At 39.2% G+C, this 22,845-nt stretch carries 24 protein-coding genes, 2 tRNA genes and 1 pseudogene; 26 read left to right on the top strand and 1 reads right to left on the bottom strand.

The genetic code is table 11. The features are described from left to right. Window positions 1-5 precede the first annotated feature (5 nt). From pcp to NML75_RS04170, 14 genes and pseudogenes are all read left to right on the top strand, one after another. Window positions 6-650 (top strand): pyroglutamyl-peptidase I, encoded by a 645-nt coding sequence (gene pcp, locus NML75_RS04235; RefSeq protein ID WP_254804128.1) that lies wholly within the window; start codon window positions 6-8, stop codon window positions 648-650. A 125-nt stretch (window positions 651-775) separates the two neighbouring features. Beyond that, complete coding sequence (locus NML75_RS04230; protein WP_070677178.1) at window positions 776-1,006, top strand: DUF2969 domain-containing protein; 231 nt, start codon at window positions 776-778, stop codon at window positions 1,004-1,006. Window positions 1,007-1,055: 49 nt separating this feature from the next. Continuing rightward, a tRNA-Tyr gene (locus NML75_RS04225) sits at window positions 1,056-1,136 on the top strand. 9 nt (window positions 1,137-1,145) lie between these two features. Next, window positions 1,146-1,217 (top strand) — tRNA-Gln (locus NML75_RS04220). Window positions 1,218-1,376: 159 nt separating this feature from the next. Next, window positions 1,377-2,579: a 30S ribosomal protein S1 gene (gene rpsA / locus NML75_RS04215; protein ID WP_004253232.1), complete on the top strand. Its 1,203-nt coding sequence runs from the start codon at window positions 1,377-1,379 to the stop codon at window positions 2,577-2,579. A gap of 84 nt (window positions 2,580-2,663) precedes the next feature. Further along, entirely contained in the window at window positions 2,664-3,161 is a 498-nt protein-coding gene (locus tag NML75_RS04210; RefSeq protein WP_254804127.1) for a GAF domain-containing protein, read from the top strand. After that, window positions 3,161-4,825: a DNA polymerase III subunit gamma/tau gene (gene dnaX / locus NML75_RS04205; protein WP_254804126.1), complete on the top strand. Its 1,665-nt coding sequence runs from the start codon at window positions 3,161-3,163 to the stop codon at window positions 4,823-4,825. Before NML75_RS04210 ends, dnaX begins: the two co-directional genes overlap by 1 nt. Window positions 4,826-4,847: 22 nt before the next feature. Beyond that, entirely contained in the window at window positions 4,848-5,042 is a 195-nt protein-coding gene (locus tag NML75_RS04200; RefSeq protein WP_006153320.1) for a DUF3272 family protein, read from the top strand. Window positions 5,043-5,196: 154 nt separating this feature from the next. Further along, the gene (sufC, locus tag NML75_RS04195; protein WP_000114489.1) at window positions 5,197-5,967 is read left to right on the top strand and encodes a Fe-S cluster assembly ATPase SufC; all 771 of its coding nucleotides are present in this window, start codon (window positions 5,197-5,199) and stop codon (window positions 5,965-5,967) included. Window positions 5,968-5,994: 27 nt separating this feature from the next. Continuing rightward, window positions 5,995-7,257 (top strand): Fe-S cluster assembly protein SufD, encoded by a 1,263-nt coding sequence (gene sufD / locus NML75_RS04190; protein ID WP_254804125.1) that lies wholly within the window; start codon window positions 5,995-5,997, stop codon window positions 7,255-7,257. Window positions 7,258-7,267: 10 nt separating this feature from the next. Beyond that, on the top strand, window positions 7,268-8,494 hold the full coding sequence (locus NML75_RS04185; RefSeq protein WP_254804124.1) for a cysteine desulfurase: 1,227 nt from the start codon (window positions 7,268-7,270) through the stop codon (window positions 8,492-8,494). Continuing rightward, a complete protein-coding gene (gene sufU / locus NML75_RS04180; RefSeq protein WP_254804123.1) occupies window positions 8,481-8,921 on the top strand; it encodes a Fe-S cluster assembly sulfur transfer protein SufU in 441 nt (146 codons plus the stop codon). Before NML75_RS04185 ends, sufU begins: the two co-directional genes overlap by 14 nt. Window positions 8,922-8,979: 58 nt before the next feature. Continuing rightward, entirely contained in the window at window positions 8,980-10,392 is a 1,413-nt protein-coding gene (sufB, locus tag NML75_RS04175) for a Fe-S cluster assembly protein SufB (protein WP_004253255.1), read from the top strand. A gap of 123 nt (window positions 10,393-10,515) precedes the next feature. Next, window positions 10,516-10,737, top strand: a pseudogene (locus tag NML75_RS04170) (amino acid permease); the annotation flags it as partial. A gap of 122 nt (window positions 10,738-10,859) precedes the next feature. Here NML75_RS04170 and pbp3 read toward each other — a convergent pair. Further along, on the bottom strand, window positions 10,860-12,101 hold the full coding sequence (gene pbp3 / locus NML75_RS04165) for a D-alanyl-D-alanine carboxypeptidase PBP3 (protein WP_060955866.1): 1,242 nt from the start codon (window positions 12,099-12,101) through the stop codon (window positions 10,860-10,862). 105 nt (window positions 12,102-12,206) lie between these two features. Here pbp3 and NML75_RS04160 point away from each other — a divergent pair, with 105 nt between their 5' ends. From NML75_RS04160 to NML75_RS04105, 12 genes are all read left to right on the top strand, one after another. After that, entirely contained in the window at window positions 12,207-13,307 is a 1,101-nt protein-coding gene (locus tag NML75_RS04160) for an AI-2E family transporter (RefSeq protein ID WP_060955865.1), read from the top strand. A 198-nt stretch (window positions 13,308-13,505) separates the two neighbouring features. Next, window positions 13,506-14,702, top strand: a complete 1,197-nt coding sequence (tuf, locus tag NML75_RS04155; protein ID WP_004253262.1) for an elongation factor Tu — start codon at window positions 13,506-13,508, stop codon at window positions 14,700-14,702. Window positions 14,703-14,972: 270 nt separating this feature from the next. Continuing rightward, a complete protein-coding gene (gene tmk, locus NML75_RS04150; protein WP_254804122.1) occupies window positions 14,973-15,611 on the top strand; it encodes a dTMP kinase in 639 nt (212 codons plus the stop codon). After that, complete coding sequence (locus tag NML75_RS04145) at window positions 15,608-16,492, top strand: DNA polymerase III subunit delta' (RefSeq protein WP_254804121.1); 885 nt, start codon at window positions 15,608-15,610, stop codon at window positions 16,490-16,492. Before tmk ends, NML75_RS04145 begins: the two co-directional genes overlap by 4 nt. 35 nt (window positions 16,493-16,527) lie before the next feature. Beyond that, entirely contained in the window at window positions 16,528-16,845 is a 318-nt protein-coding gene (gene yabA, locus NML75_RS04140) for a DNA replication initiation control protein YabA (protein ID WP_004253267.1), read from the top strand. Window positions 16,846-16,847: 2 nt separating this feature from the next. Then, a complete protein-coding gene (rsmI, locus tag NML75_RS04135; protein WP_254804120.1) occupies window positions 16,848-17,726 on the top strand; it encodes a 16S rRNA (cytidine(1402)-2'-O)-methyltransferase in 879 nt (292 codons plus the stop codon). Window positions 17,727-17,804: 78 nt separating this feature from the next. Next, window positions 17,805-18,761, top strand: a complete 957-nt coding sequence (locus NML75_RS04130; protein ID WP_254804119.1) for a hypothetical protein — start codon at window positions 17,805-17,807, stop codon at window positions 18,759-18,761. A 157-nt stretch (window positions 18,762-18,918) separates the two neighbouring features. Further along, entirely contained in the window at window positions 18,919-20,253 is a 1,335-nt protein-coding gene (trmFO, locus tag NML75_RS04125) for a methylenetetrahydrofolate--tRNA-(uracil(54)-C(5))-methyltransferase (FADH(2)-oxidizing) TrmFO (protein ID WP_254804118.1), read from the top strand. 83 nt (window positions 20,254-20,336) lie between these two features. Continuing rightward, the gene (gene pyrH, locus NML75_RS04120) at window positions 20,337-21,074 is read left to right on the top strand and encodes a UMP kinase (RefSeq protein ID WP_004253279.1); all 738 of its coding nucleotides are present in this window, start codon (window positions 20,337-20,339) and stop codon (window positions 21,072-21,074) included. A gap of 8 nt (window positions 21,075-21,082) precedes the next feature. After that, a complete protein-coding gene (frr, locus tag NML75_RS04115) occupies window positions 21,083-21,640 on the top strand; it encodes a ribosome recycling factor (protein WP_006152642.1) in 558 nt (185 codons plus the stop codon). A gap of 60 nt (window positions 21,641-21,700) precedes the next feature. Next, on the top strand, window positions 21,701-22,555 hold the full coding sequence (gene cvfB / locus NML75_RS04110; RefSeq protein ID WP_254804117.1) for an RNA-binding virulence regulatory protein CvfB: 855 nt from the start codon (window positions 21,701-21,703) through the stop codon (window positions 22,553-22,555). Window positions 22,556-22,563: 8 nt separating this feature from the next. After that, on the top strand, window positions 22,564-22,779 hold the full coding sequence (locus NML75_RS04105; RefSeq protein ID WP_004253287.1) for a YozE family protein: 216 nt from the start codon (window positions 22,564-22,566) through the stop codon (window positions 22,777-22,779). The last annotated feature ends 66 nt before the right edge of the window (window positions 22,780-22,845 follow it).

Here is a 22,845-nt window from a genome sequence, read left to right as displayed (position 1 = left end):
ATAAAATGAAAATATTAGTTACAGGATTTGATCCTTTTGGTGGTGAAAAGGTCAATCCAGCTCTAGAAGCTGTTAAATCATTACCGTCTGAAATCAATGGTGCAGAGCTCCATTGGGTAGAAATCCCAACGGTCTTTTATAAATCAGCAGAGGTTTTAGAAGCAGAAATAAATCGATACCATCCAGATGTTGTGCTTTGCATTGGACAAGCAGGAGGAAGAGCGAGTTTAACTCCTGAGAGAGTTGCTATCAATCAAGATGATGCTAGAATTCCAGATAACCAAGGAAATCAACCGATTGACACTCCAATTCGCCTTGATGGAGAAGCCGCCTATTTTAGCACACTCCCTATCAAAGCAATGGTACAAGCCATAAAAGAAGAAGGGCTACCTGCTACAGTATCCAATACAGCTGGAACCTTTGTTTGCAATCATCTGATGTATCAGGCTCTCTATTTAGCGGATAAGAAATTTCCCAATATGAGAGCAGGATTTATGCATATTCCCTATATGACAGAGCAAGTGGTAAATAAGCCTAATACTGCATCCATGTGCTTAAGAGATATTGTCCGAGGTATCGAAGCTGCTATTGGTGCTATCGTGGACCATAAAGATAAAGATTTGAAGTTGGTCGGAGGGACGACTCACTAATGATTCAATTTTCAAATTAAAAAAATATTCCTTAAACTCTCTGTCAAGATAAGCATGGTAGAGAGTTTTTTCTTGCTAGATTAGGGAATTTCTTGTAAAATAGAAAAAGTGAAAAGAGGTATGGTATGAGCAAAAAGGATAAAAAAATTGAGATTCAATTGTCAGATGCTAAAGTAGTAGTTGGAAAAGATAAGTACGCTGGTTATACTTTAATGATTGGTAAAAAGTTAATCGGCGAAATTGCCGAACTAGACAACCAATTTGCAATCATAAAGAATGGAAATGTCGATAGTTTTTACAAGAATCTTGAAAAAGCTGTGGAAATATTGATTGAGAACTATAATTTAGCAAAATAATGCTTGTTTTTTGCAAATTTTCATGATATAATAGTTTTCGTTGATTGTCGGAGAGATAGCGAAGAGGCTAAACGCGGCGGACTGTAAATCCGCTCCTTCGGGTTCGGGGGTTCGAATCCCTCTCTCTCCATATCATCAATGGGGTATAGCCAAGCGGTAAGGCAAGGGACTTTGACTCCCTCATGCGTTGGTTCGAATCCAGCTACCCCAGTTCTTAGGTAATAAATTCAAGATAAAAAGAAAAATATCTTAGGGTATTTTATTTTTATAATTGAAGGACGTTCGAGATGTTCATGTCGTTGCGGGTGCTTAGGAAAAAAATTATAAGTATGTCAAGTTAAAAAGACTTGATTGTTGGAGGATTTTTTAGATGAATGAATTTGAAGATTTGCTAAATAGCGTTAGCCAAGTTGAACCTGGTGATGTTGTTAGTGCTGAAGTATTGACAGTTGATGCTAATCAAGCTAACGTTGCAATCTCTGGAACTGGTGTTGAAGGTGTCTTGACTCTTCGCGAATTGACAAACGATCGCGATGCAGATATCAATGACTTTGTAAAAGTAGGTGAAGTATTTGATGTTCTTGTACTTCGTCAAGTAGTTGGTAAAGATACTGATACAGTAACATACCTTGTATCTAAAAAACGCCTTGAAGCTCGCAAAGCATGGGACAAACTTGTAGGACGCGAAGAAGAAGTTGTTACAGTTAAAGGAACTCGCGCTGTTAAAGGTGGACTTTCAGTAGAATTTGAAGGTTTGCGTGGATTTATCCCAGCTTCAATGTTGGATACTCGTTTCGTACGTAACACTGAGCGTTTTGTAGGTCAAGAATTTGAAGCTAAAATCAAAGAAGTTGACCCTAAAGAAAACCGCTTCATCCTTTCACGTCGTGAAGTTGTAGAAGCAGCTACTGCAGCAGCTCGTGCAGAAGTTTTCGGTAAATTGGCTGCTGGTGATGTAGTAACTGGTAAAGTTGCTCGTATCACAAGCTTCGGTGCTTTCATCGACCTTGGTGGTGTTGACGGATTGGTTCACTTGACTGAATTGTCACACGAACGTAACGTTTCACCAAAATCAGTTGTAACTGTTGGTGAAGAAGTAGAAGTGAAAATCCTTGACCTTAACGAAGAAGAAGGACGTGTATCACTTTCACTTAAAGCAACAACACCTGGACCATGGGATGGCGTTGAGCAAAAATTGGCTAAAGGTGACGTTGTAGAAGGTACAGTTAAACGTTTGACTGACTTCGGTGCATTTGTTGAAGTATTGCCAGGTATCGATGGACTTGTTCACGTATCACAAATTTCACACAAACGTATTGAAAATCCAAAAGAAGCTCTTACAGTTGGTCAAGAAGTTACTGTTAAAGTTCTTGATGTTAATGCTGATGCAGAACGTGTATCACTTTCTATCAAAGCTCTTGAAGAACGTCCAGCTCAAGAAGAAGGACAAAACGAAGAAAAACGTGCTCCACGTCCACGTCGTCCAAAACGTCAAGAAAAACGTGACTTTGAACTTCCTGAAACTCAAACGGGATTCTCAATGGCTGACTTGTTCGGAGACATCGAACTTTAATCAATCAGAACTAATTATAAATCCTTTGTTGTAAAACAAGGGATTTTTCTTTTTTCAACTAGTATTTTTTGATATAATGGATTTATGTTACATTCCGAAAAAGAATCAATTTACCAAATTGTAAATGAACAACTCTCTAGTCTTTTAGAAGGTGAGACCAATGTGTTGGCTAATCTATCAAATGCTAGTGCTCTCTTAAAAATGAACTTTCCTCGTACTGTCTTTGCAGGTTTCTATTTATATGACGGAAATGAGCTTATTTTAGGCCCTTTTCAGGGTGGAGTCTCATGTGTTAGAATTTCGCTCGGAAAAGGAGTTTGTGGTGAGTCAGCGGCTAGCCGTCAAACAGTTATCGTTGTCGATGTCAAGACTTATCCAAATTATATTTCTTGTGATAGTAGTGCTCGTAGCGAGATCGTACTTCCAATGGTAAAAAATGGACAGCTTTTGGGTGTATTAGATTTGGACTCATCTCATGTTGATGATTATGATGAAATTGATCAATGCTATTTAGAAGAGTTTGTGTCCATTTTACTAGATAAGACAGTATGGAAATTTTCAATGTTTGAGGAGAAAGCATAATGTATCAGGCGCTTTATCGAAAATATAGAAGTCAAAATTTTTCACAGCTAGTGGGCCAGGAAGTTGTTGCTAGAACTCTTAAACAGGCTGTAGAACAGGATAAGATTAGTCACGCCTACCTATTTTCAGGGCCTCGTGGAACTGGTAAGACTAGTGTGGCTAAGATTTTTGCTAAGGCTATGAACTGCCCTAATCAAGTAGGGGGAGAACCTTGTAATAACTGTTACATCTGTCAAGCTGTTACGGATGGAAGTTTAGAAGACGTTATCGAAATGGATGCTGCTTCTAATAATGGGGTTGATGAAATTCGTGATATTCGTGATAAATCAACTTATGCTCCAAGTATAGCTCAGTATAAGGTTTATATCATTGATGAGGTTCATATGCTTTCGACAGGTGCCTTTAATGCCCTTTTGAAAACACTGGAAGAACCAACTCCTAATGTAGTCTTTATTTTGGCAACGACTGAGCTTCATAAAATTCCTGCAACTATTTTGTCTCGTGTTCAACGATTTGAGTTCAAGTCCATTAAGACTCAGGATATTCGAGATCATATCTTCCAGATTTTAGAAAAAGAAGGGATTGATTACGAAACAGAAGCTGTTGAAATTATTGCTCGACGAGCTGAAGGTGGGATGCGGGATGCCTTGTCAATTCTAGACCAGGCATTAAGCTTAACCCAAGAAGCTAGATTGACAACTGCAGTCTCAGAAGAAATCACTGGTACCATTAGTTTAAGTGCCTTGGATTATTACGTAGCTGCTTTAGCTCAAAAGGATGTACCAGGAGCCCTTCAAAATCTTGATTTGATTTTTGAGAATGGAAAGAGCATGGCACGTTTTGTAGTCGATTTGCTGCAATATCTACGTGATATCTTAATTGTTCAAGCAGGCGGAGAAAATACACATCATAGTGATGCATTTGAGAAAAACTTAGCTCTTCCGCAGGATGTCTTGTTTGAGATGATTAGTTTTGCTACTAAAAGTCTAGCTGATATTAAGGCTAGCCTACAACCTAAAATTTATGCCGAAATGATGACTATTCGTTTAGCAGAAATTGATTCTCAACCAGAACTTTCAGGTGAGGTGGCTGAGGAATTGTCTTCTCTTCGAGAAGAAGTTGCACGATTGAAACAAGCTCTTGCAAATGTTGGTTCTAATCCCAAACAAACTGTTTCTACACCAAGTCGTCCGACTAACAGTAAATCAATCTATCGTGTAGACCGAAATAAGGTGCAGTCTATTCTTCAAGAAGCAGTAGAGAATCCAGACTTAGCCCGTCAAAACTTAATCCGTCTTCAGAATGCTTGGGGAGAAGTCATTGAAAGCTTATCTGGTCCAGATAAGGCACTCTTAGCTGGTTCTAAACCAGTTGCGGCTAATGAACACCATGCGATTTTGGCTTTTGAATCGAATTTCAATGCTGGTCAAACCATGAAACGAGACAATCTTAACACCATGTTTGGCAATATTCTTAGTCGTGCCGCTGGATTTTCTCCAGAGATTCTTGCTATTTCTATGGAAGAATGGAAGGAAGTTCGAGCTGCATTTTCAAGCAGAGCTAAAGGTTCTCAAGAACAAGTCGTGAAGGAAGAGACTGAAGAGTCCATACTTCCTCAAGGCTTTGAATTTTTAGCAGATAAAGTGACTATAGCCGAAGATTAAAAGGAATTGGTGGTAAAAGACTATGAACAGACAACAATTTATTATCATGGCCTTCTTTACTGCTGCTGAGACTTATTTCTTTAATGAATCCATCATGGAGCAACGGTATATCGTGGCCTTGCTTTGGGCTATTTTGATCCTGAGAAATTTTCGCGTGAGTTATATCATGGGTAAAATTGTGAGCGCTATAGATGATCATTTTCAAGGGAAGAAGTAGCTCCTAGCTTCTAGACAAAATCAAAGCCTTTTAGGCTTTTTTTTGTTATACTATTAAGGTATATTTATTGACATTTTACCGTGTTTTTCTAGAGATTTAAAAAGGTTAAATTTCTGGTAAATACAGTAAAAAGGATGAAAAGAAAGGAACAATCATGTCAGTATTAGAGATCAAAGATCTTCACGTTGAAATTGAAGGAAAAGAAATTTTAAAAGGGGTCAATCTGACTCTTAAAACAGGAGAAATTGCAGCTATCATGGGACCAAATGGTACCGGTAAGTCTACTCTTTCAGCTGCTATTATGGGGAACCCAAACTATGAAGTCACTAAAGGTGAAGTCTTGTTTGACGGTGTAAACATCCTTGAATTGGAAGTGGATGAACGTGCGCGTATGGGACTTTTCCTTGCCATGCAATATCCATCAGAAATTCCTGGGATTACAAATGCTGAGTTTCTTCGTGCAGCTATGAATGCTGGGAAAGAAGATGATGAGAAGATTTCAGTTCGTGAATTTATCACTAAGTTAGACGAAAAAATGGAATTGCTCAACATGAAAGAAGAAATGGCAGAGCGTTATCTCAACGAAGGTTTCTCAGGTGGTGAGAAAAAACGTAACGAAATTCTTCAACTCTTGATGTTGGAACCAACTTTTGCACTCTTAGATGAGATTGACTCTGGTCTTGATATTGATGCCCTTAAAGTTGTCTCTAAAGGTGTGAATGCTATGCGTGGTGAAGGTTTTGGTGCTATGATCATTACTCACTACCAACGTCTTTTGAACTATATCACACCAGATGTGGTACACGTTATGATGGAAGGTCGTGTTGTTCTTTCTGGTGGTCCAGAATTAGCTGCACGCTTGGAACGTGAAGGATACGCGAAACTAGCTGAAGAACTTGGCTATGACTACAAGGAAGAATTGTAATTCCCTCGTATCTTTTAGGAGAAGTAAATGACTAAAGAAACTATTAAACTTTTTTCAGAAATGCACGCTGAACCAAGCTGGTTGTCAGACCTCCGTCAAAAAGCTTTTGACAAGATTGAGACTTTGGAATTGCCAGTCATTGAGCGTGTAAAATTTCACCGTTGGAATCTTGGTGATGGTACCATCACAGAAAGTGAACCATCAGCAAATGTTCCTGATTTCACTGCTTTAGATAATCACTTGAAATTGGTGCAGGTTGGAACTCAAACTGTTTTCGAACAAATTCCAGTTGAGTTGGCTGAACAAGGAGTGGTCTTTACAGACTTCCATTCGGCTTTAGAAGAAATTCCAGAACTCGTAGAAGAATTTTTCATGTCATCAGTAAAATACGACAATGACAAGTTGGCTGCTTATCATACTGCTTACTTTAATAGTGGTGCTGTTCTCTATATTCCAGACAATGTCGAAATCACAGAACCAATCGAAGGAATATTCTACCAAGACAGTGATAGTGATGTGCCATTTAACAAGCATATTCTGATCATTGCAGGTAAAAACTCTAAAATCAGCTACCTCGAACGTTTAGAATCACGCGGTGAGGGTAGTACTAAGGCGACTGCTAATATCACTGTTGAAGTGATTGCACGTTCTGGTGCTCAAGTGAAATTTGCTGCAATTGACCGTCTTGGTGAGAATGTCACTGCCTACATTAGCCGTCGTGGTAAATTAGGTAACGATGCAAGTATCGACTGGGCTATCGGTGTCATGAACGAAGGAAATGTTGTTGCTGACTTTGATAGTGACCTACTTGGAAATGGTAGCCATGCAGACCTCAAGGTCGTAGCTCTTTCAAGTGGTCGTCAGGTGCAAGGGATTGATACTCGAGTGACTAACTATGGTTGCATCTCTATCGGTAATATCCTTCAACATGGAGTAATTCTTGAAAAAGCAACTTTGACCTTCAATGGTATTGGACACATCATCAAGGGTGCTAAGGGAGCGGATGCTCAACAAGAAAGTCGTGTTCTCATGCTTTCAGACCAAGCACGCTCCGATGCCAACCCAATTCTTTTGATTGATGAAAATGATGTCACCGCAGGTCACGCGGCTTCTATTGGTCAAGTTGATCCAGAAGACATGTACTACCTCATGAGCCGTGGATTGGACAAGGCAACTGCAGAACGTTTAGTTGTTCGTGGTTTCCTTGGATCCGTTATCGTTGAAATCCCTGTCAAGGAAGTTCGTGATGAAATGATTGCGACGATCGAAGAAAAATTGTCAAAACGCTAAGGGGAAGCCTATGTTAGATGCAGAAGCTATTCGCAAGGATTTTCCAATTTTAGATCAGATTGTCAATGACGAACCTCTGGTTTATTTGGATAATGCTGCGACGACACAAAAACCACTAGCTGTTCTGGAAGCCATTAACCGCTACTATGAACAGGATAATGCAAATGTCCACCGAGGTGTTCATACCTTGGCAGAGCGTGCGACAGCATCTTATGAAGCCGCTCGTGAAACCATTCGCAAGTTCATCAACGCAGGTTCGACAAAGGAAGTACTCTTCACTAGAGGAACTACGACTAGTCTCAACTGGGTGGCACGTTTCGCTGAGGAAATCTTGACTGAAGATGACCAGGTCTTGATTTCAGTCATGGAACACCATTCCAATATTATTCCATGGCAGGAAGCTTGCCGAAAGACTGGGGCAGAGCTTGTTTATGTCTATCTCAAAGATGGAGCTCTGGATATGGATGACTTGCGAGCTAAATTGACTGACAAGGTCAAGTTAGTCTCACTAGCTCACGCATCAAACGTTCTTGGAGTGGTTAATCCTATCAAAGAAATCACACAAATGGCTCACCAAGTTGGAGCCATCATGGTGGTAGATGGTGCTCAATCTACGCCTCATATGAAGATTGATGTACAGGATTTGGATGTGGACTTCTTTGCCTTTTCAGGTCACAAGATGGCTGGTCCGACTGGTATTGGTGTTCTTTACGGTAAAGAAAAATATCTGGAGCAAATGTCACCAGTTGAATTTGGCGGCGAGATGATTGATTTCGTCTATGAGCAATCTGCTAGTTGGAAGGAATTGCCTTGGAAATTCGAGGCTGGAACTCCTAATATGGTTGGTGCTATTGGACTTGCAGCTGCCGTGGATTATCTTGAAAAGATTGGTATGGACGTCATTGAAGCCCACGAACAAGAATTGATTGCATACGTCTATCCAAAATTACAGGCAATTGAAGGATTGACCATTTACGGTTCGCAAGATTTGGCTCAACGTTCAGGAGTTATTGCCTTTAACCTAGGTGATCTTCATCCTCATGACCTTGCAACTGCTCTGGATTATGAAGGCGTGGCAGTTCGTGCGGGTCACCATTGTGCGCAACCTTTGCTTCAATATTTGGATGTTCCAGCAACAGCTCGCGCTAGTTTTTATATCTACAACACCAAGGCTGATTGCGACAAGTTGGTAGATGCCCTACAAAAGACAAAGGAGTTTTTCAATGGCACTTTCTAAACTAGATAGCCTTTATATGGCAGTGGTAGCAGACCATTCGAAAAATCCTCATCATCAAGGAAAGTTAGAAGATGCTGAGCAAATCAGCCTCAATAATCCAACCTGCGGGGATGTTATCAACCTCTCTGTCAAGTTTGACGCAGAGGATCGTTTGGAAGATATTGCTTTTCTAAATTCAGGATGCACGATTTCCACTGCTTCTGCTAGTATGATGACGGATGCTGTTTTGGGCAAGACCAAGCAAGAAATTTTAGAACTTGCAACCATTTTTTCTGAAATGGTTCAAGGGCAAAAAGATGACAGACAAGATAGTCTCGGCGATGCAGCTTTCTTATCAGGAGTTGCCAAATTCCCTCAGCGAATCAAATGCGCAACCCTAGCTTGGAATGCCCTGAAGAAAACAATTGGAGACCAAGAAAACAAATAAGACAAGCTTTCTTTGTCTTATAAATCATTAGAAAAAAAAGAATGAAAGAAAGGATATTATGGCTGAAGAAAGAGTAGAACCAAAACCAATTGATCTTGGTGAATATAAATTTGGTTTCCATGACGATGTAGAGCCTGTCCTATCGACAGGAAAAGGATTGAATGAAGATGTTATTCGTGAACTATCAGCTGCTAAGGGAGAACCTGAGTGGATGTTGGAATTCCGTTTGAAATCTTATGAAACCTTCAAAAAAATGCCCATGCAAACTTGGGGAGCAGACTTGTCAGAGATTGACTTTGATGACTTGATCTACTACCAAAAACCATCTGATAAACCAGCCCGTTCTTGGGATGACGTTCCTGAAAAAATCAAAGAAACTTTTGAACGGATCGGGATTCCTGAAGCTGAGCGTGCCTATCTAGCTGGAGCTTCTGCCCAGTATGAGTCAGAAGTGGTTTACCATAACATGAAGGAAGAATTTGAGAAGTTAGGAATTATCTTTACAGATACAGATTCTGCCCTCAAGGAATACCCAGACTTGTTTAAGCAATACTTTGCGAAATTGGTACCGCCGACAGATAACAAGTTGGCCGCCCTCAACTCAGCAGTATGGTCAGGTGGAACCTTTATCTACGTGCCAAAAGGTGTCAAGGTAGATATTCCACTTCAAACCTATTTCCGTATCAATAACGAAAATACTGGACAGTTTGAACGTACCTTGATCATCGTTGATGAGGGAGCAAGTGTACACTACGTAGAAGGATGTACAGCGCCAACTTATTCAAGCAACAGCTTGCACGCTGCTATTGTAGAAATCTTTGCTTTGGACGGAGCTTATATGCGTTATACGACTATTCAAAACTGGTCTGACAACGTTTATAACTTGGTAACCAAACGTGCTAAAGCTTTGAAAGATGCGACTGTTGAGTGGATTGATGGAAACTTGGGTGCCAAAACGACGATGAAATATCCATCTGTTTACCTAGATGGAGAAGGTGCGCGTGGGACTATGCTTTCGATTGCCTTTGCCAATGCAGGGCAACACCAAGATACTGGTGCCAAGATGATCCACAATGCTCCACATACGAGCTCGTCTATCGTCTCTAAATCAATCGCTAAAGGCGGTGGTAAGGTAGACTACCGTGGACAAGTGACTTTCAACAAGAACTCTAAGAAATCTGTTTCTCACATCGAGTGTGACACCATTATCATGGATGACTTGTCTGCATCTGACACTATTCCATTTAATGAAATCCACAACTCGCAAGTAGCTTTGGAACACGAAGCCAAAGTATCTAAGATTTCAGAAGAACAACTCTATTACCTTATGAGTCGTGGCTTGTCAGAGACTGAAGCAACTGAGATGATTGTCATGGGATTTGTAGAGCCCTTCACCAAAGAACTTCCAATGGAGTATGCAGTTGAGCTTAACCGCTTGATTAGCTATGAGATGGAAGGATCAGTTGGGTAATCATTATAAAAAAACTGAGCAAATATTACATTTGTTCAGTTTTTTTAGATACAATTTTATAAATATTCACAAAATACATTATCTGTGGTAAAATAAAACAATTATTGTTAGTGGAGATGAAGAATGAATATTTTTAGAATAAAAGACTTCAGTCTAAGTAAAACAGAAATGCATCGTCATTTGAAGTTATGGGATTTAATTCTTTAAGGAATTGGGGCCATGGTGGGAACTGGTATTTTTACCATTACAGGAACAGCTGCAGCAACACTAGCAGGACCTGCTCTTGTGGTATCTATCGTGATTTCTGCGATTTGTGTGTCCTTTATGCTTCAATATACTCTTGAAACTTGGATAGCATTTGTATTAGCCTTAATAGTAGGAGTTATTACTTACTTTACTTATGGCTATAAAAACTCTACACTATCAAAAAATCAATAAAGAAAAAATCGCGATTTTTCGCGATTTTTTTATAATTTTTCATTTACAAATCGAACGAAACGATTCCACCATACTTTTAAGAAGAAGGCTTTCTCAACATTTTTATCAGCAACCATTTCAAAGGTTGGTTTGTCAGTTGTGATATAACCTTGACCGACTAAGTCCTTGTCGTCATAGGTCAGATGTCCAACGACCGTACCTGCTTCTAGAGGAGCAACATGCTCAGTAGCATCAGGTGTGTATGTAACACTTGATTCCGCTCGACTACCAAGACGTTGAACAATTTTTATATCTTCTTTAGCGACTGCTGTAACCGTATCTTGCTTCCCGTCATAAACTGGAGATTTGCTATCTTGGTAGCTTTCCCCTTGCTTAACGATTGTTTGGAGAGCAAAATTAGATGAGATATAGTCCAGAAGAGCTGAAGTTGCTGTGAAACGAGCGTAAGGATTGGTATCTTGGTTGTCAGCGTTAAGGACAACTGTAATAATACGCATTCCTTTTTCTACAGTTGTTCCGACAAAGGATGCTCCAGCCTTATCAGTAGTTCCAGTTTTTAGGCCGTCAATTCCCCCACGGTAGGCCGGCATACCATCTAACATTGAGTTTGTAGAATGAATAGTCATTCCTGCAAAAGTGGAAGAAGGTTTCTTCGTGATTTCTAAAACTTGAGGATATTTGAGGATAAGATTACGAGCGACAACTGCAACATCATAGGCGCTCATCTTATTTTCGTCATCTTTCTTAGAACCAGGATAGATATTATTCCCAAGAGTTTCATTATTTAGACCAGTTGTATTGACGAGGGTAGCATCTTGAATTCCCCATTCAAGAAGTTTAGCCTTCATCATATCAACAAAGTCTTTTTCTGATCCAGCAACCTTTTCTGCCAATGCGATAGCCGCACTATTGGCACTAGATACCAATGTTGCTTCTAGCAACTCTTCAACAGTGTAGTTACGAGCTTCCATAGGAACGTTACTTGCTTCGGAGTTGGTTGTGAGCTGGTAGGGGTAATCTGAAATTTCCACTGGGGTAGAAAGAGTGATTTTGCCTTGCTCTAGAGCTTCATATACTAGGTAAACGGTAAGTAGTTTACTGATAGAGGCAATTTCAACCGGTTGGGTTGCATCTTTTTCATACAAAATCTTACCACTGTTAGCCTCAACAGCGATGGCGTGTTTTGCTGCGACATCAAAATCCTGAGCAAAAACAGTAGTAGCAGAACCAAATGAAATAAGCGTGATTAATGTTAAAAATAATTTCTTCATAGTAACTTTATTCTATCATAAAGACAAAAAATATTCTTGTTTTTATAATGTAGGTTATCAATCTTTTTGGAAATATGGTAAAATAGGAAAAAGAGGAGGTGGCTTATGTTTCGGAGAAATAAATTATTCTTCTGGACCACTGAGATATTATTAATAACCCTTATTTTCTACTTATGGCGAGAAATGGGTGCTATTATTACACCATTTGTAAGTGTCGTAAATACAATCATGATTCCTTTTTTACTAGGTGGATTTCTCTACTACTTAACAAATCCAATCGTTATCTTTTTAGAGAAGGAATGTCGCATTAATCGAATCATTGGTATTTTGTTAACACTTTGTGTTCTCTTTGGAACCATAGTGATAGCTGTCGTCTATCTCTTGCCGATTTTAATCAATCAGTTGAGTAGCTTAATTAATTCTAGCCAAGATATCTATTCTCGAATCCAAGATTTAGTGATAGAATTATCGAAATATCCTACTTTCCAAGAGCTAGATATTCAACAAACAATCCAACAATTAAATCTTTCTTATGTCGATATTTTACAGAATATCTTAAATAGTGTGACAAATAGTGTGGGAAGTGTCCTTTCAGCTTTGGTAAGCACTGTTTTAATTATCATTATGACACCGGTTTTCTTGATTTATTTCCTTTTAGATGGTCATAAATTCTTACCGATGCTAGAAAGAACTATTTTAAAGCGAGACAAACTCAATATATCTGGTTTAATAACAAACTTGAATGAGACTATTTCCCGTTACATAAGTGGAGTATCAATCGATGCATTTATTATCGGGTGTTTGGCTTTTATTGGTTATAGTGTGATTGGCTTAAAATATGCATTAGTTTTTGCTATTTTCTCAGGTTTAGCAAATTTGATTCCTTATGTTGGACCGAGTATTGGACTAATTCCGATGATTATTTCAAATCTGTTTACAGATCCTCAAAAGATGATTATAGCAGTTATCTATATGCTGATTATCCAACAAGTAGATGGGAATATCCTATACCCTCGTATTGTTGGTGGAGTCATGAAAGTTCATCCGATTACAATTCTCGTGCTATTATTGTTGTCAAGTAATATCTATGGTGTCGTAGGTATGATCGTTGCCGTTCCTACCTACTCAATTCTCAAAGAAATATCCAAATTCCTAGTCCGACTTTATGAAAAACATAAAGAAGTACAAGAAGTGGGAGAAAAATAAAGATTTTAAAAGAAACGGATTCATCTGTTTCTTTTTTTATCAATAAATCGACAACTTATAGTAAGATTAAGAATAATTAATAAAAACTTTGTAAAACACTTGCAATTTAGCTAAAATTTGATAAAATAGTAAGGAAAGTTAGACTGTATTGCCTACTGTCTATCTATAAAATATATTTTATTGGAGGCTTTTACTCAAATGGCAAAAGAAAAATACGATCGTAGTAAACCACACGTTAACATTGGTACTATCGGACACGTTGACCACGGTAAAACTACCCTAACTGCAGCTATCACAACTGTTTTGGCACGTCGCTTGCCTTCAGCAGTTAACCAACCTAAAGACTATGCGTCTATCGATGCTGCTCCAGAAGAACGCGAACGCGGTATCACTATCAACACTGCGCACGTTGAGTACGAAACTGAAAAACGTCACTATGCTCACATCGACGCTCCAGGACACGCGGACTACGTTAAAAACATGATCACTGGTGCCGCTCAAATGGACGGAGCTATCCTTGTAGTAGCTTCAACTGACGGACCAATGCCACAAACTCGTGAGCACATCCTTCTTTCACGTCAGGTTGGTGTTAAACACCTTATCGTCTTCATGAACAAGATCGACTTGGTTGACGACGAAGAATTGCTTGAATTGGTTGAAATGGAAATCCGTGACCTTCTTTCAGAATACGACTTCCCAGGTGACGATCTTCCAGTTATCCAAGGTTCAGCTCTTAAAGCTCTTGAAGGTGACTCTAAATATGAAGACATCATCATGGAATTGATGAACACTGTTGATGAGTACATTCCAGAACCAGAACGTGACACTGACAAACCATTGCTTCTTCCAGTCGAGGACGTATTCTCAATCACTGGACGTGGTACAGTTGCTTCAGGACGTATCGACCGTGGTACTGTTCGTGTCAACGACGAAATCGAAATCGTTGGTATCAAAGAAGAAACTTCAAAAGCAGTTGTTACTGGTGTTGAAATGTTCCGTAAACAACTTGACGAAGGTCTTGCAGGAGATAACGTAGGTGTCCTTCTTCGTGGTGTTCAACGTGACGAAATCGAACGTGGACAAGTTATCGCTAAACCAGGTTCAATCAACCCACACACTAAATTCAAAGGTGAAGTTTACATCCTTACTAAAGAAGAAGGTGGACGTCACACTCCATTCTTCAACAACTACCGCCCACAATTCTACTTCCGTACTACTGACGTTACAGGTTCAATCGAACTTCCAGCAGGTACTGAAATGGTAATGCCAGGTGATAACGTGACAATCGACGTTGAGTTGATCCACCCAATCGCCGTAGAACAAGGTACTACATTCTCTATCCGTGAGGGTGGACGTACTGTTGGTTCAGGTATGGTTACAGAAATCGAAGCTTAATTCGATTTAGTTCCCAGAAGAACAATTATTTAAGTCAGACATTAAAAGAATCTTGCTATGCAAGGTTCTTTTTTTCAAGCTATACAAAGACAAAATAAGACAGTATGGTAGTTGATTACGAATATAGAAACTTAAATAAATAATTATCTACTTTATTAACGAATGTATATCCTAGTTTTTCAGAATAAATTTTTATTAGGTTAAAAAGCTTTTCACAAATGCCTGTTTTTTTGATAGAATAGAAGGAAGAAAAAAAGAAATGAGTTCGTCATGTCAAAAGGATTTTTAGTCTCTTTAGAGGGGCCAGAGGGAGCTGGTAAAACGAGTGTGCTTGAAGCTATCCTTCCTTTGTTAGAAGAAAAGAATATTGAGTTTTTAACAACACGTGAGCCAGGTGGTGTTTTGATTGGTGAGAAGATTCGAGAAGTCATTTTAGATCCTAGTCATACTCAGATGGATCCAAAGACAGAGTTGCTTCTCTATATTGCAAGTCGTAGACAGCACCTAGTAGAGAAGGTCTTGCCAGCACTTGCAGCTGGAAAATTGGTCATCATGGATCGTTTTATTGATAGTTCAGTTGCTTATCAAGGCTTTGGTCGTGGTTTGGATATTGAAGCTATTGACTGGCTCAATCAATTTGCGACAGATGGTCTCAAGCCGGATTTGACACTTTATTTTGATATTGAAGTAGAAAAGGGGCTTGAAAGAATCGCGGCAAACAGCGATCGCGAAGTCAACCGTTTGGACTTGGAAGGTTTAGACCTGCACAGAAAAGTTCGTCAAGGCTATCTTTCCCTTCTTGAGAAAGAAGGTGAGCGTATAGTTAAAATCGATGCGAGTTTACCACTAAGTCAAGTGGTTGAAAATACTAAACAAGTTTTATTTGACAGAATGGGGCTGACAGAATGAATCAAGAGCAATTAAGAGCTTGTCAACCCCAGCAATTTGACCGTTTTGTTCACATCTTAGAACAAAGACAGCTGAATCATGCCTATCTCTTTTCAGGGTATTTTGGAAGTTTAGAGATGGCCTTATTTCTTTCTAAGAGTTTATTCTGTACAGAAAAACAAGGTGTCTTGCCTTGCGAGTCTTGCCGAAATTGTAAGTTGATTGATCAGGAAGAATTTCCTGATGTCACCATTATTCGTCCGATGAATCAAATCATTAAAACGGAACGAATCCGAGAATTAGTTGGCCAGTTTTCTCAATCAGGAATCGAAAATCAACGTCAGGTTTTTATTATTGAACAAGCAGAAAAAATGCATGCCAATGCCGCCAATTCACTACTAAAGGTCATTGAAGAACCGCAAAGTGAGATTTATATTTTCTTCTTAACCAATGATCAAGAGCAAATTTTACCAACCATTCGAAGTCGCACACAGATTTTCCAATTTAAGAAACAGGTCGAAAGCCTTAGGAATCAACTTGAACAAGCAGGATTGGTCAAAAATAAAGCAAGGCTTTTAGCTGAGTTTAGTCAATCGCAAGCAGAAGCCGAAAAACTGATAAATCAAACAAGTTTTTGGACTCTACTTGAAGAAAGTGAACGATTCTATTCTTGGTTAGAAGATGGAAAAAAGGAATCTTATTTACAGGTCTCAAAATTAGCTAGTTTAGCAGATGACAAAGAAAAACAAGACCAAGTCTTTAGAATTTTAGAAGTTTTAGCAGGCCAAGAGATTCAAAAAAATGCAGCACGTACAATATTGCAAAACCTTCTCGAAGCCAGAAAAATGTGGAAAGCAAATGTGTCTTTCCAGAATTCTTTGGAATACCTAGTTTTACAATAAAATGAACATGAAAACAGAAAAAGAAAGGGCTGTTCATGAACAAGAAAGAATTATTTGATGCCTTAGATGATTTTTCTCAACAGTTGTTGGCAACCTTGGCAGATGTCGAAGCCATCAAAAAAAATCTCAAGAGTGTTGTAGAAGAGAATACAGCTCTTCGTTTAGAGAACGATAAACTGAGAGAGCGCTTGAGTGAGGAAGAAGAAACAGCTCCAACGAAGACCAAACATGTTAGAGAAAACGTGAGTCGAATCTATGATGACGGTTTTCATGTATGTCGCGACTTTTATGGTCAACGTCGTGAACAAGATGCAGAATGTATGTTTTGTGATGAATTGTTGTTTAGGGAGTAAGCATGCAGATTCAAAAAAGTTTTAAAGGTCAGTCACCTTATGGTAAGTTATATCTTGTCGCAACTCCGATTGGGAATCTAGAAGATATGACCTTTCGTGCTATTCAGACTTTGAAAGAAGTGGACTGGATTGCTGCCGAGGATACTCGTAATACTGGTCTATTGCTGAAGCATTTCGATATTTCAACCAAACAAATCAGTTTTCATGAGCATAATGCCAAGGATAAAATTCCTGATTTGATTGGTTTTCTGAAAGCGGGACAAAGTATTGCTCAGGTTTCTGACGCCGGTCTGCCTAGTATCTCGGACCCTGGGCATGATTTGGTCAAGGCAGCAATTGAAGAAGATATAGTAGTTGTCACAGTTCCAGGTGCTAGCGCAGGAATTTCTGCCTTGATTGCCAGTGGTTTAGCTCCACAACCCCACATTTTTTATGGATTCTTACCTCGAAAATCGGGACAACAAAAGCAATTTTTCGAATCAAAAAAAGATTATCCTGAGACCCAGATTTTTTATGAATCTCCACATCGTGTGGCTGATACCCTAGAAAATATGCTAGAGGTCTACGGTGATCGTTCAGTTGTCTTAGTTCGAGAATTGACTAAGATTTTTGAAGAATACCAACGGGGGAAAATCACTGAGTTGCTTGAAAGTATCTCTGAAACACTGCTCAAGGGCGAGTGTCTTCTGATTGTGGAAGGTGCTAGTCAAGAAGTAGTAGATAAGGATGAAGAGGATTTGTTCTCTGAAATACAAGAGCGCATCCAAGAAGGTGTTAAGAAAAATCAAGCCATTAAGGAAATCGCTAAGATTTATCAGTGGAACAAAAGTCAGCTCTACGCTGCCTACCACGAATGGGAAGAGAAACAAGAAAACGACTAAACAGGGAAGTTTTCCTTCTTCCCGAAATAGAAATAACAATCATAAGTACTTTACTACGAATGCTTAATTGGAGGGGTAATGAAAAGCAAAGTGTTGAAGAAAGTATTTGGCCTACTGTTTCCTATTCTCACGTTATTTATTTTGTCAGCATGTAACAACAGAGTCGATCGTGATTTAGCTAAAACAGCTATTTCAAACATTCGTTCCGTAGTAGAAGCTGCAGGGTTAGAAGCAGAAGGATACTCGACTGCTGATACCTTTGGATACTACGGATTTCCATTTTACATTAAAGGAAATAAAAAATTTGTAGATGTCTATGTGGATTTTGAAAAAGATTATGTTGAGAAGACACCAGTCCTTAGATACAATCCGCGACTTAAAGAAGTTGAAAAGAAAATTTTCTTTGGTTTTTCCAAAAAAACAGTCTATCGTTTAGAAATGGAGTATGTTTCTGAAGATGATAACTATGACCGACTTGATGAAGCTTATAATAAGATACTTCAAAGTGATAGTTTGACTTCTACGTATTTAAAGGATAATCAGCTTAAGAAGCTCTATATTAAAAATTCAATTGAATTGGAATCTTTTGAATCCTATTACTCTTTAGTTCCAAAAGAAGAATACAGTGGTAACCCTAAAACTCGTCTTGAAGAACAAGAAAAAAGAGAGGCAATTCTGAAGACGGATGTAGAAGAACTAACTCCCTTAATCGAGGATTTAGACCCAAGTAGAGTCAACAGTCTAGATGAAGATGTGCTTGTTCGCTATCGAGATATACTCTTGAAAAGAGTTACTGAAAATCGTTCGACTTTTAGTATTGAGATAGACATTGATATAGAGCAGGTACGAAGACAAAATCTTCAATTAACTAATGAAGATTTTGAGAATTGGACAGAATCTGATTTTCAATACTTACTCGGTCAAATAGTTGAAATCGAAAAACTACCTAGGAATACAGAAGTACGTTTTACTATAAAATATGAAAGCAAACTGAGATCGTATGATTTTAAAAAATTCAGTTTTATTAAACAATAATTTAGGAAAGACATTCAGGAATCCTCCTGTCTGTCTTTTTACTTAGCTTTTTGGTATAATGGACCAAGTATTAATTTAGAAAGATTTGTGGGTGTCAAACAGTCCAGTAGCTTGTTTTTATTTGGACCTAGGTTCCACCCAAAGAGGTATTAGTGTCATGTCTCAATCTTATATCAATGTTATCGGTGCTGGTTTGGCAGGTTCGGAAGCAGCCTACCAAATTGCAGAGCGTGGTATTCCAGTTAAACTTTATGAAATGCGTGGTGTCAAATCAACACCTCAGCATAAAACAGATAATTTTGCAGAATTAGTGTGTTCCAACTCATTACGAGGGGATGCTCTTACAAATGCTGTCGGGCTCCTCAAGGAAGAAATGCGTCGTCTTGGTTCTGTGATTTTAGAATCAGCAGAAGCAACCCGTGTTCCTGCAGGTGGAGCGCTTGCGGTTGATCGTGACGGTTTTTCTCAAATGGTTACTGAAAAAATTGCCAATCACCCTTTAATTGAAGTGGTTCGTGATGAAATTACAGAATTGCCGACAGATGTTATTACGGTTGTCGCTACTGGTCCCTTGACTAGCGATGCCCTGGCTGAGAAAATTCATGCCCTTAATGACGGCGATGGCTTCTATTTCTACGACGCGGCAGCGCCTATTATCGACGTCAACACCATCGATATGAACAAGGTCTATCTTAAATCACGTTATGATAAGGGAGAAGCTGCCTACCTCAATGCTCCGATGACCAAGCAAGAGTTTATGGATTTCCATGAAGCTTTGGTCAATGCAGAGGAAGCACCCCTTAATTCTTTTGAAAAAGAAAAGTACTTTGAAGGCTGTATGCCAATTGAAGTTATGGCTAAACGTGGCACTAAAACCATGCTTTATGGCCCTATGAAACCAGTTGGTCTAGAATATCCAGAAGACTATAAAGGGCCTCGTGATGGCGACTTTAAAACACCGTACGCAGTCGTTCAGCTTCGTCAGGACAATGCGGCTGGAAGTCTCTATAACATCGTTGGTTTCCAAACTCACCTCAAATGGGGAGAGCAGAAGCGTGTCTTCCAAATGATTCCAGGACTAGAAAATGCTGAGTTTGTCCGTTATGGTGTCATGCATCGTAATTCCTATATGGATTCGCCAAAACTTCTTGAGCAAACATACCGTTCTAAGAAACAGCCAAATCTCTTCTTTGCTGGTCAGATGACAGGTGTGGAAGGCTATGTTGAGTCGGCTGCTTCAGGATTAGTTGCTGGAATCAATGCTGCTCGTCTTTTCAAGGGAGAAAGTGAGGCTATTTTCCCAGAGACTACAGCTATCGGTAGTTTAGCTCATTATATCACTCATGCTGATAGCAAGCATTTCCAACCCATGAATGTCAACTTCGGGATTATCAAGGAGTTAGAAGGTGAGCGTATTCGTGATAAAAAGGCTCGTTATGAGAAAATTGCAGAACGTGCCTTGTCTGATTTAGAGAAATTTTTATCTGTCTAATTTTTTTGAAAGAATTGTTCATGATACTATAAAAATCCTTGAAATTGTGATAAAATAGGTAGGATGAAAAAAGGAGAGAGAAAATGGTAGAACCTAAGTATAAACGTATCTTAATCAAGCTATCTGGTGAAGCCCTTGCTGGCGAACGTGGTGTCGGTATTGATATCAAAACCGTCCAAAGTATGGCCCAAGAAATCAAGGAAGTTCACGAGCTAGGAATTGAAATCGCCTTGGTTATCGGTGGTGGAAACCTTTGGCGTGGAGAACCTGCAGCAGAAGCTGGTATGGATCGTGTTCAAGCGGATTACACTGGAATGCTTGGGACAGTCATGAATGCTCTTGTGATGGCAGATTCATTGCAACAAGCTGGTGTTGATACTCGTGTACAAACAGCTATTGCCATGCAACAAGTAGCAGAGCCTTATATTCGTGGACGTGCCCTTCGCCACCTTGAAAAAGGGCGTATCGTTATCTTTGGCGCGGGAATTGGTTCACCTTACTTCTCTACAGATACAACAGCGGCTCTTCGTGCAGCCGAGATTGAAGCGGACGCTATTTTGATGGCTAAGAATGGTGTAGATGGTGTCTACAATGCGGATCCTAAGAAAGATAAAACGGCTGTTAAATTTGAAGAATTGACTCACCGTGATGTTATTAATAAAGGTCTCCGTATCATGGATTCAACAGCTTCAACTCTATCAATGGATAATGACATTGACTTGGTTGTCTTTAATATGAACCAACCTGGCAATATCAAACGTGTTGTATTTGGTGAAAATATCGGAACAACAGTTTCAAACAATATCGAAGAAAAGGAATAAGAAAAATTATGGCTAACGCAATTGTAGAAAAAGCTAAAGAGAGAATGACTCAATCTCACCACTCACTTGCTCGTGAATTTGGTGGTATCCGTGCAGGTCGTGCTAACGCTAGCTTGCTTGACCGTATTACTGTTGAATACTATGGTGTCGAAACACCTCTTAACCAAATCGCTTCTATCACAATTCCTGAAGCGCGTGTCTTGTTGGTAACACCATTTGATAAATCTTCTCTAAAAGATATCGAACGTGCCTTAAACGCTTCAGATCTTGGTATTACACCAGCTAACGATGGTTCTGTTATTCGCTTGGTAATCCCAGCTCTTACAGAAGAAACTCGTCGCGACCTCGCTAAAGAAGTGAAAAAAGTTGGTGAAAATGCTAAAGTAGCGATCCGTAATATTCGTCGTGACGCTATGGATGAAGCTAAAAAACAAGAAAAAGCTAAAGAAATCACTGAAGATGAATTGAAGACTCTTGAAAAAGATATTCAAAAAGCGACAGACGATGCTGTTAAACACATCGACGACATGACTGCCAATAAAGAAAAAGAAATCTTGGAAGTCTAAGAAATAAACAGAAAAACTCAGTTGGCATTGCTGGCTGAGTTTTATTCGAAAGAAGGAAACATGAATACAAATCTTGCAAGTTTTATCGTTGGACTCATCATCGATGAAAATGACCGTTTTTACTTTGTACAAAAGGATGGTCAAACATACGCTCTTGCTAAAGAAGAAGGTCAGCATACAGTTGGTGATACCGTTAAAGGTTTCGCCTACACAGACATGAAGCAAAAACTTCGCTTGACAACTCAAGAAGTGACTGCAACTCAAGATCAATTTGGTTGGGGAACGGTAACAGAGGTTCGTAAGGATTTAGGTGTTTTTGTTGATACAGGGCTTCCTGACAAGGAAGTCGTTGTGTCACTGGATATCCTACCTGAACTGAAAGAGCTTTGGCCTAAGAAGGGCGATAAACTTTATATTCGTCTAGAAGTAGATAAGAAAGACCGTATCTGGGGAGTTTTGGCTTATCAGGAAGACTTCCAACGTTTGGCACGTCCAGCATACAACAACATGCAAAATCAGAACTGGCCTGCAATCGTTTATCGTCTTAAGTTATCAGGAACTTTTGTCTATCTACCAGAAAACAACATGCTTGGATTTATCCATCCAAGTGAGCGCTATGCAGAGCCACGTTTGGGCCAAGTGTTAGATGTGCGTGTCATTGGTTTCCGTGAAGTTGACCGAACGCTTAATCTATCGCTAAAACCTCGCTCTTTTGAGATGTTAGAAAATGATGCACAAATGATTCTGACTTACTTGGAAAGTAATGGTGGATTTATGACCTTAAATGACAAATCATCACCAGATGACATCAAGGCTACCTTTGGTATTTCTAAAGGTCAGTTTAAAAAAGCTCTTGGTGGTTTAATGAAAGCTGGAAAGATTAAACAAGACCAATTTGGTACAGAGTTAATTTAGGGAGGCTTATGCGAAAATCATTTTATACTTGGCTTATGACAGAGCGTAATCCTAAAAGTCATAGTCCCAAAGCAAATTTAGCGGATCTTGCCTTTGAGGAGTCAGCCTTCCCAAAACATACGGATGATTTCGATCAGGTGAGCCGATTTTTAGAAGAACATGCTAGTTTTTCCTTTAATATGGGAGACTTCGATCGTATCTGGCAAGAATATTTAGAACATTAAAAAGGGCATTGGTGTTAAGGATAGCAATTTCTAATTGCCTTTGCTATAATAAAAAGAAATTAAAGA

The sequence above is a fragment of the Streptococcus sp. CF4-3 genome (assembly GCF_024295385.1).
Classification (GTDB): Bacteria; Bacillota; Bacilli; order Lactobacillales; family Streptococcaceae; genus Streptococcus; species Streptococcus infantis_I.
Note: the sequence above shows the minus strand (reverse complement) of the source record. Positions and strands in the feature narration are given on the sequence as shown.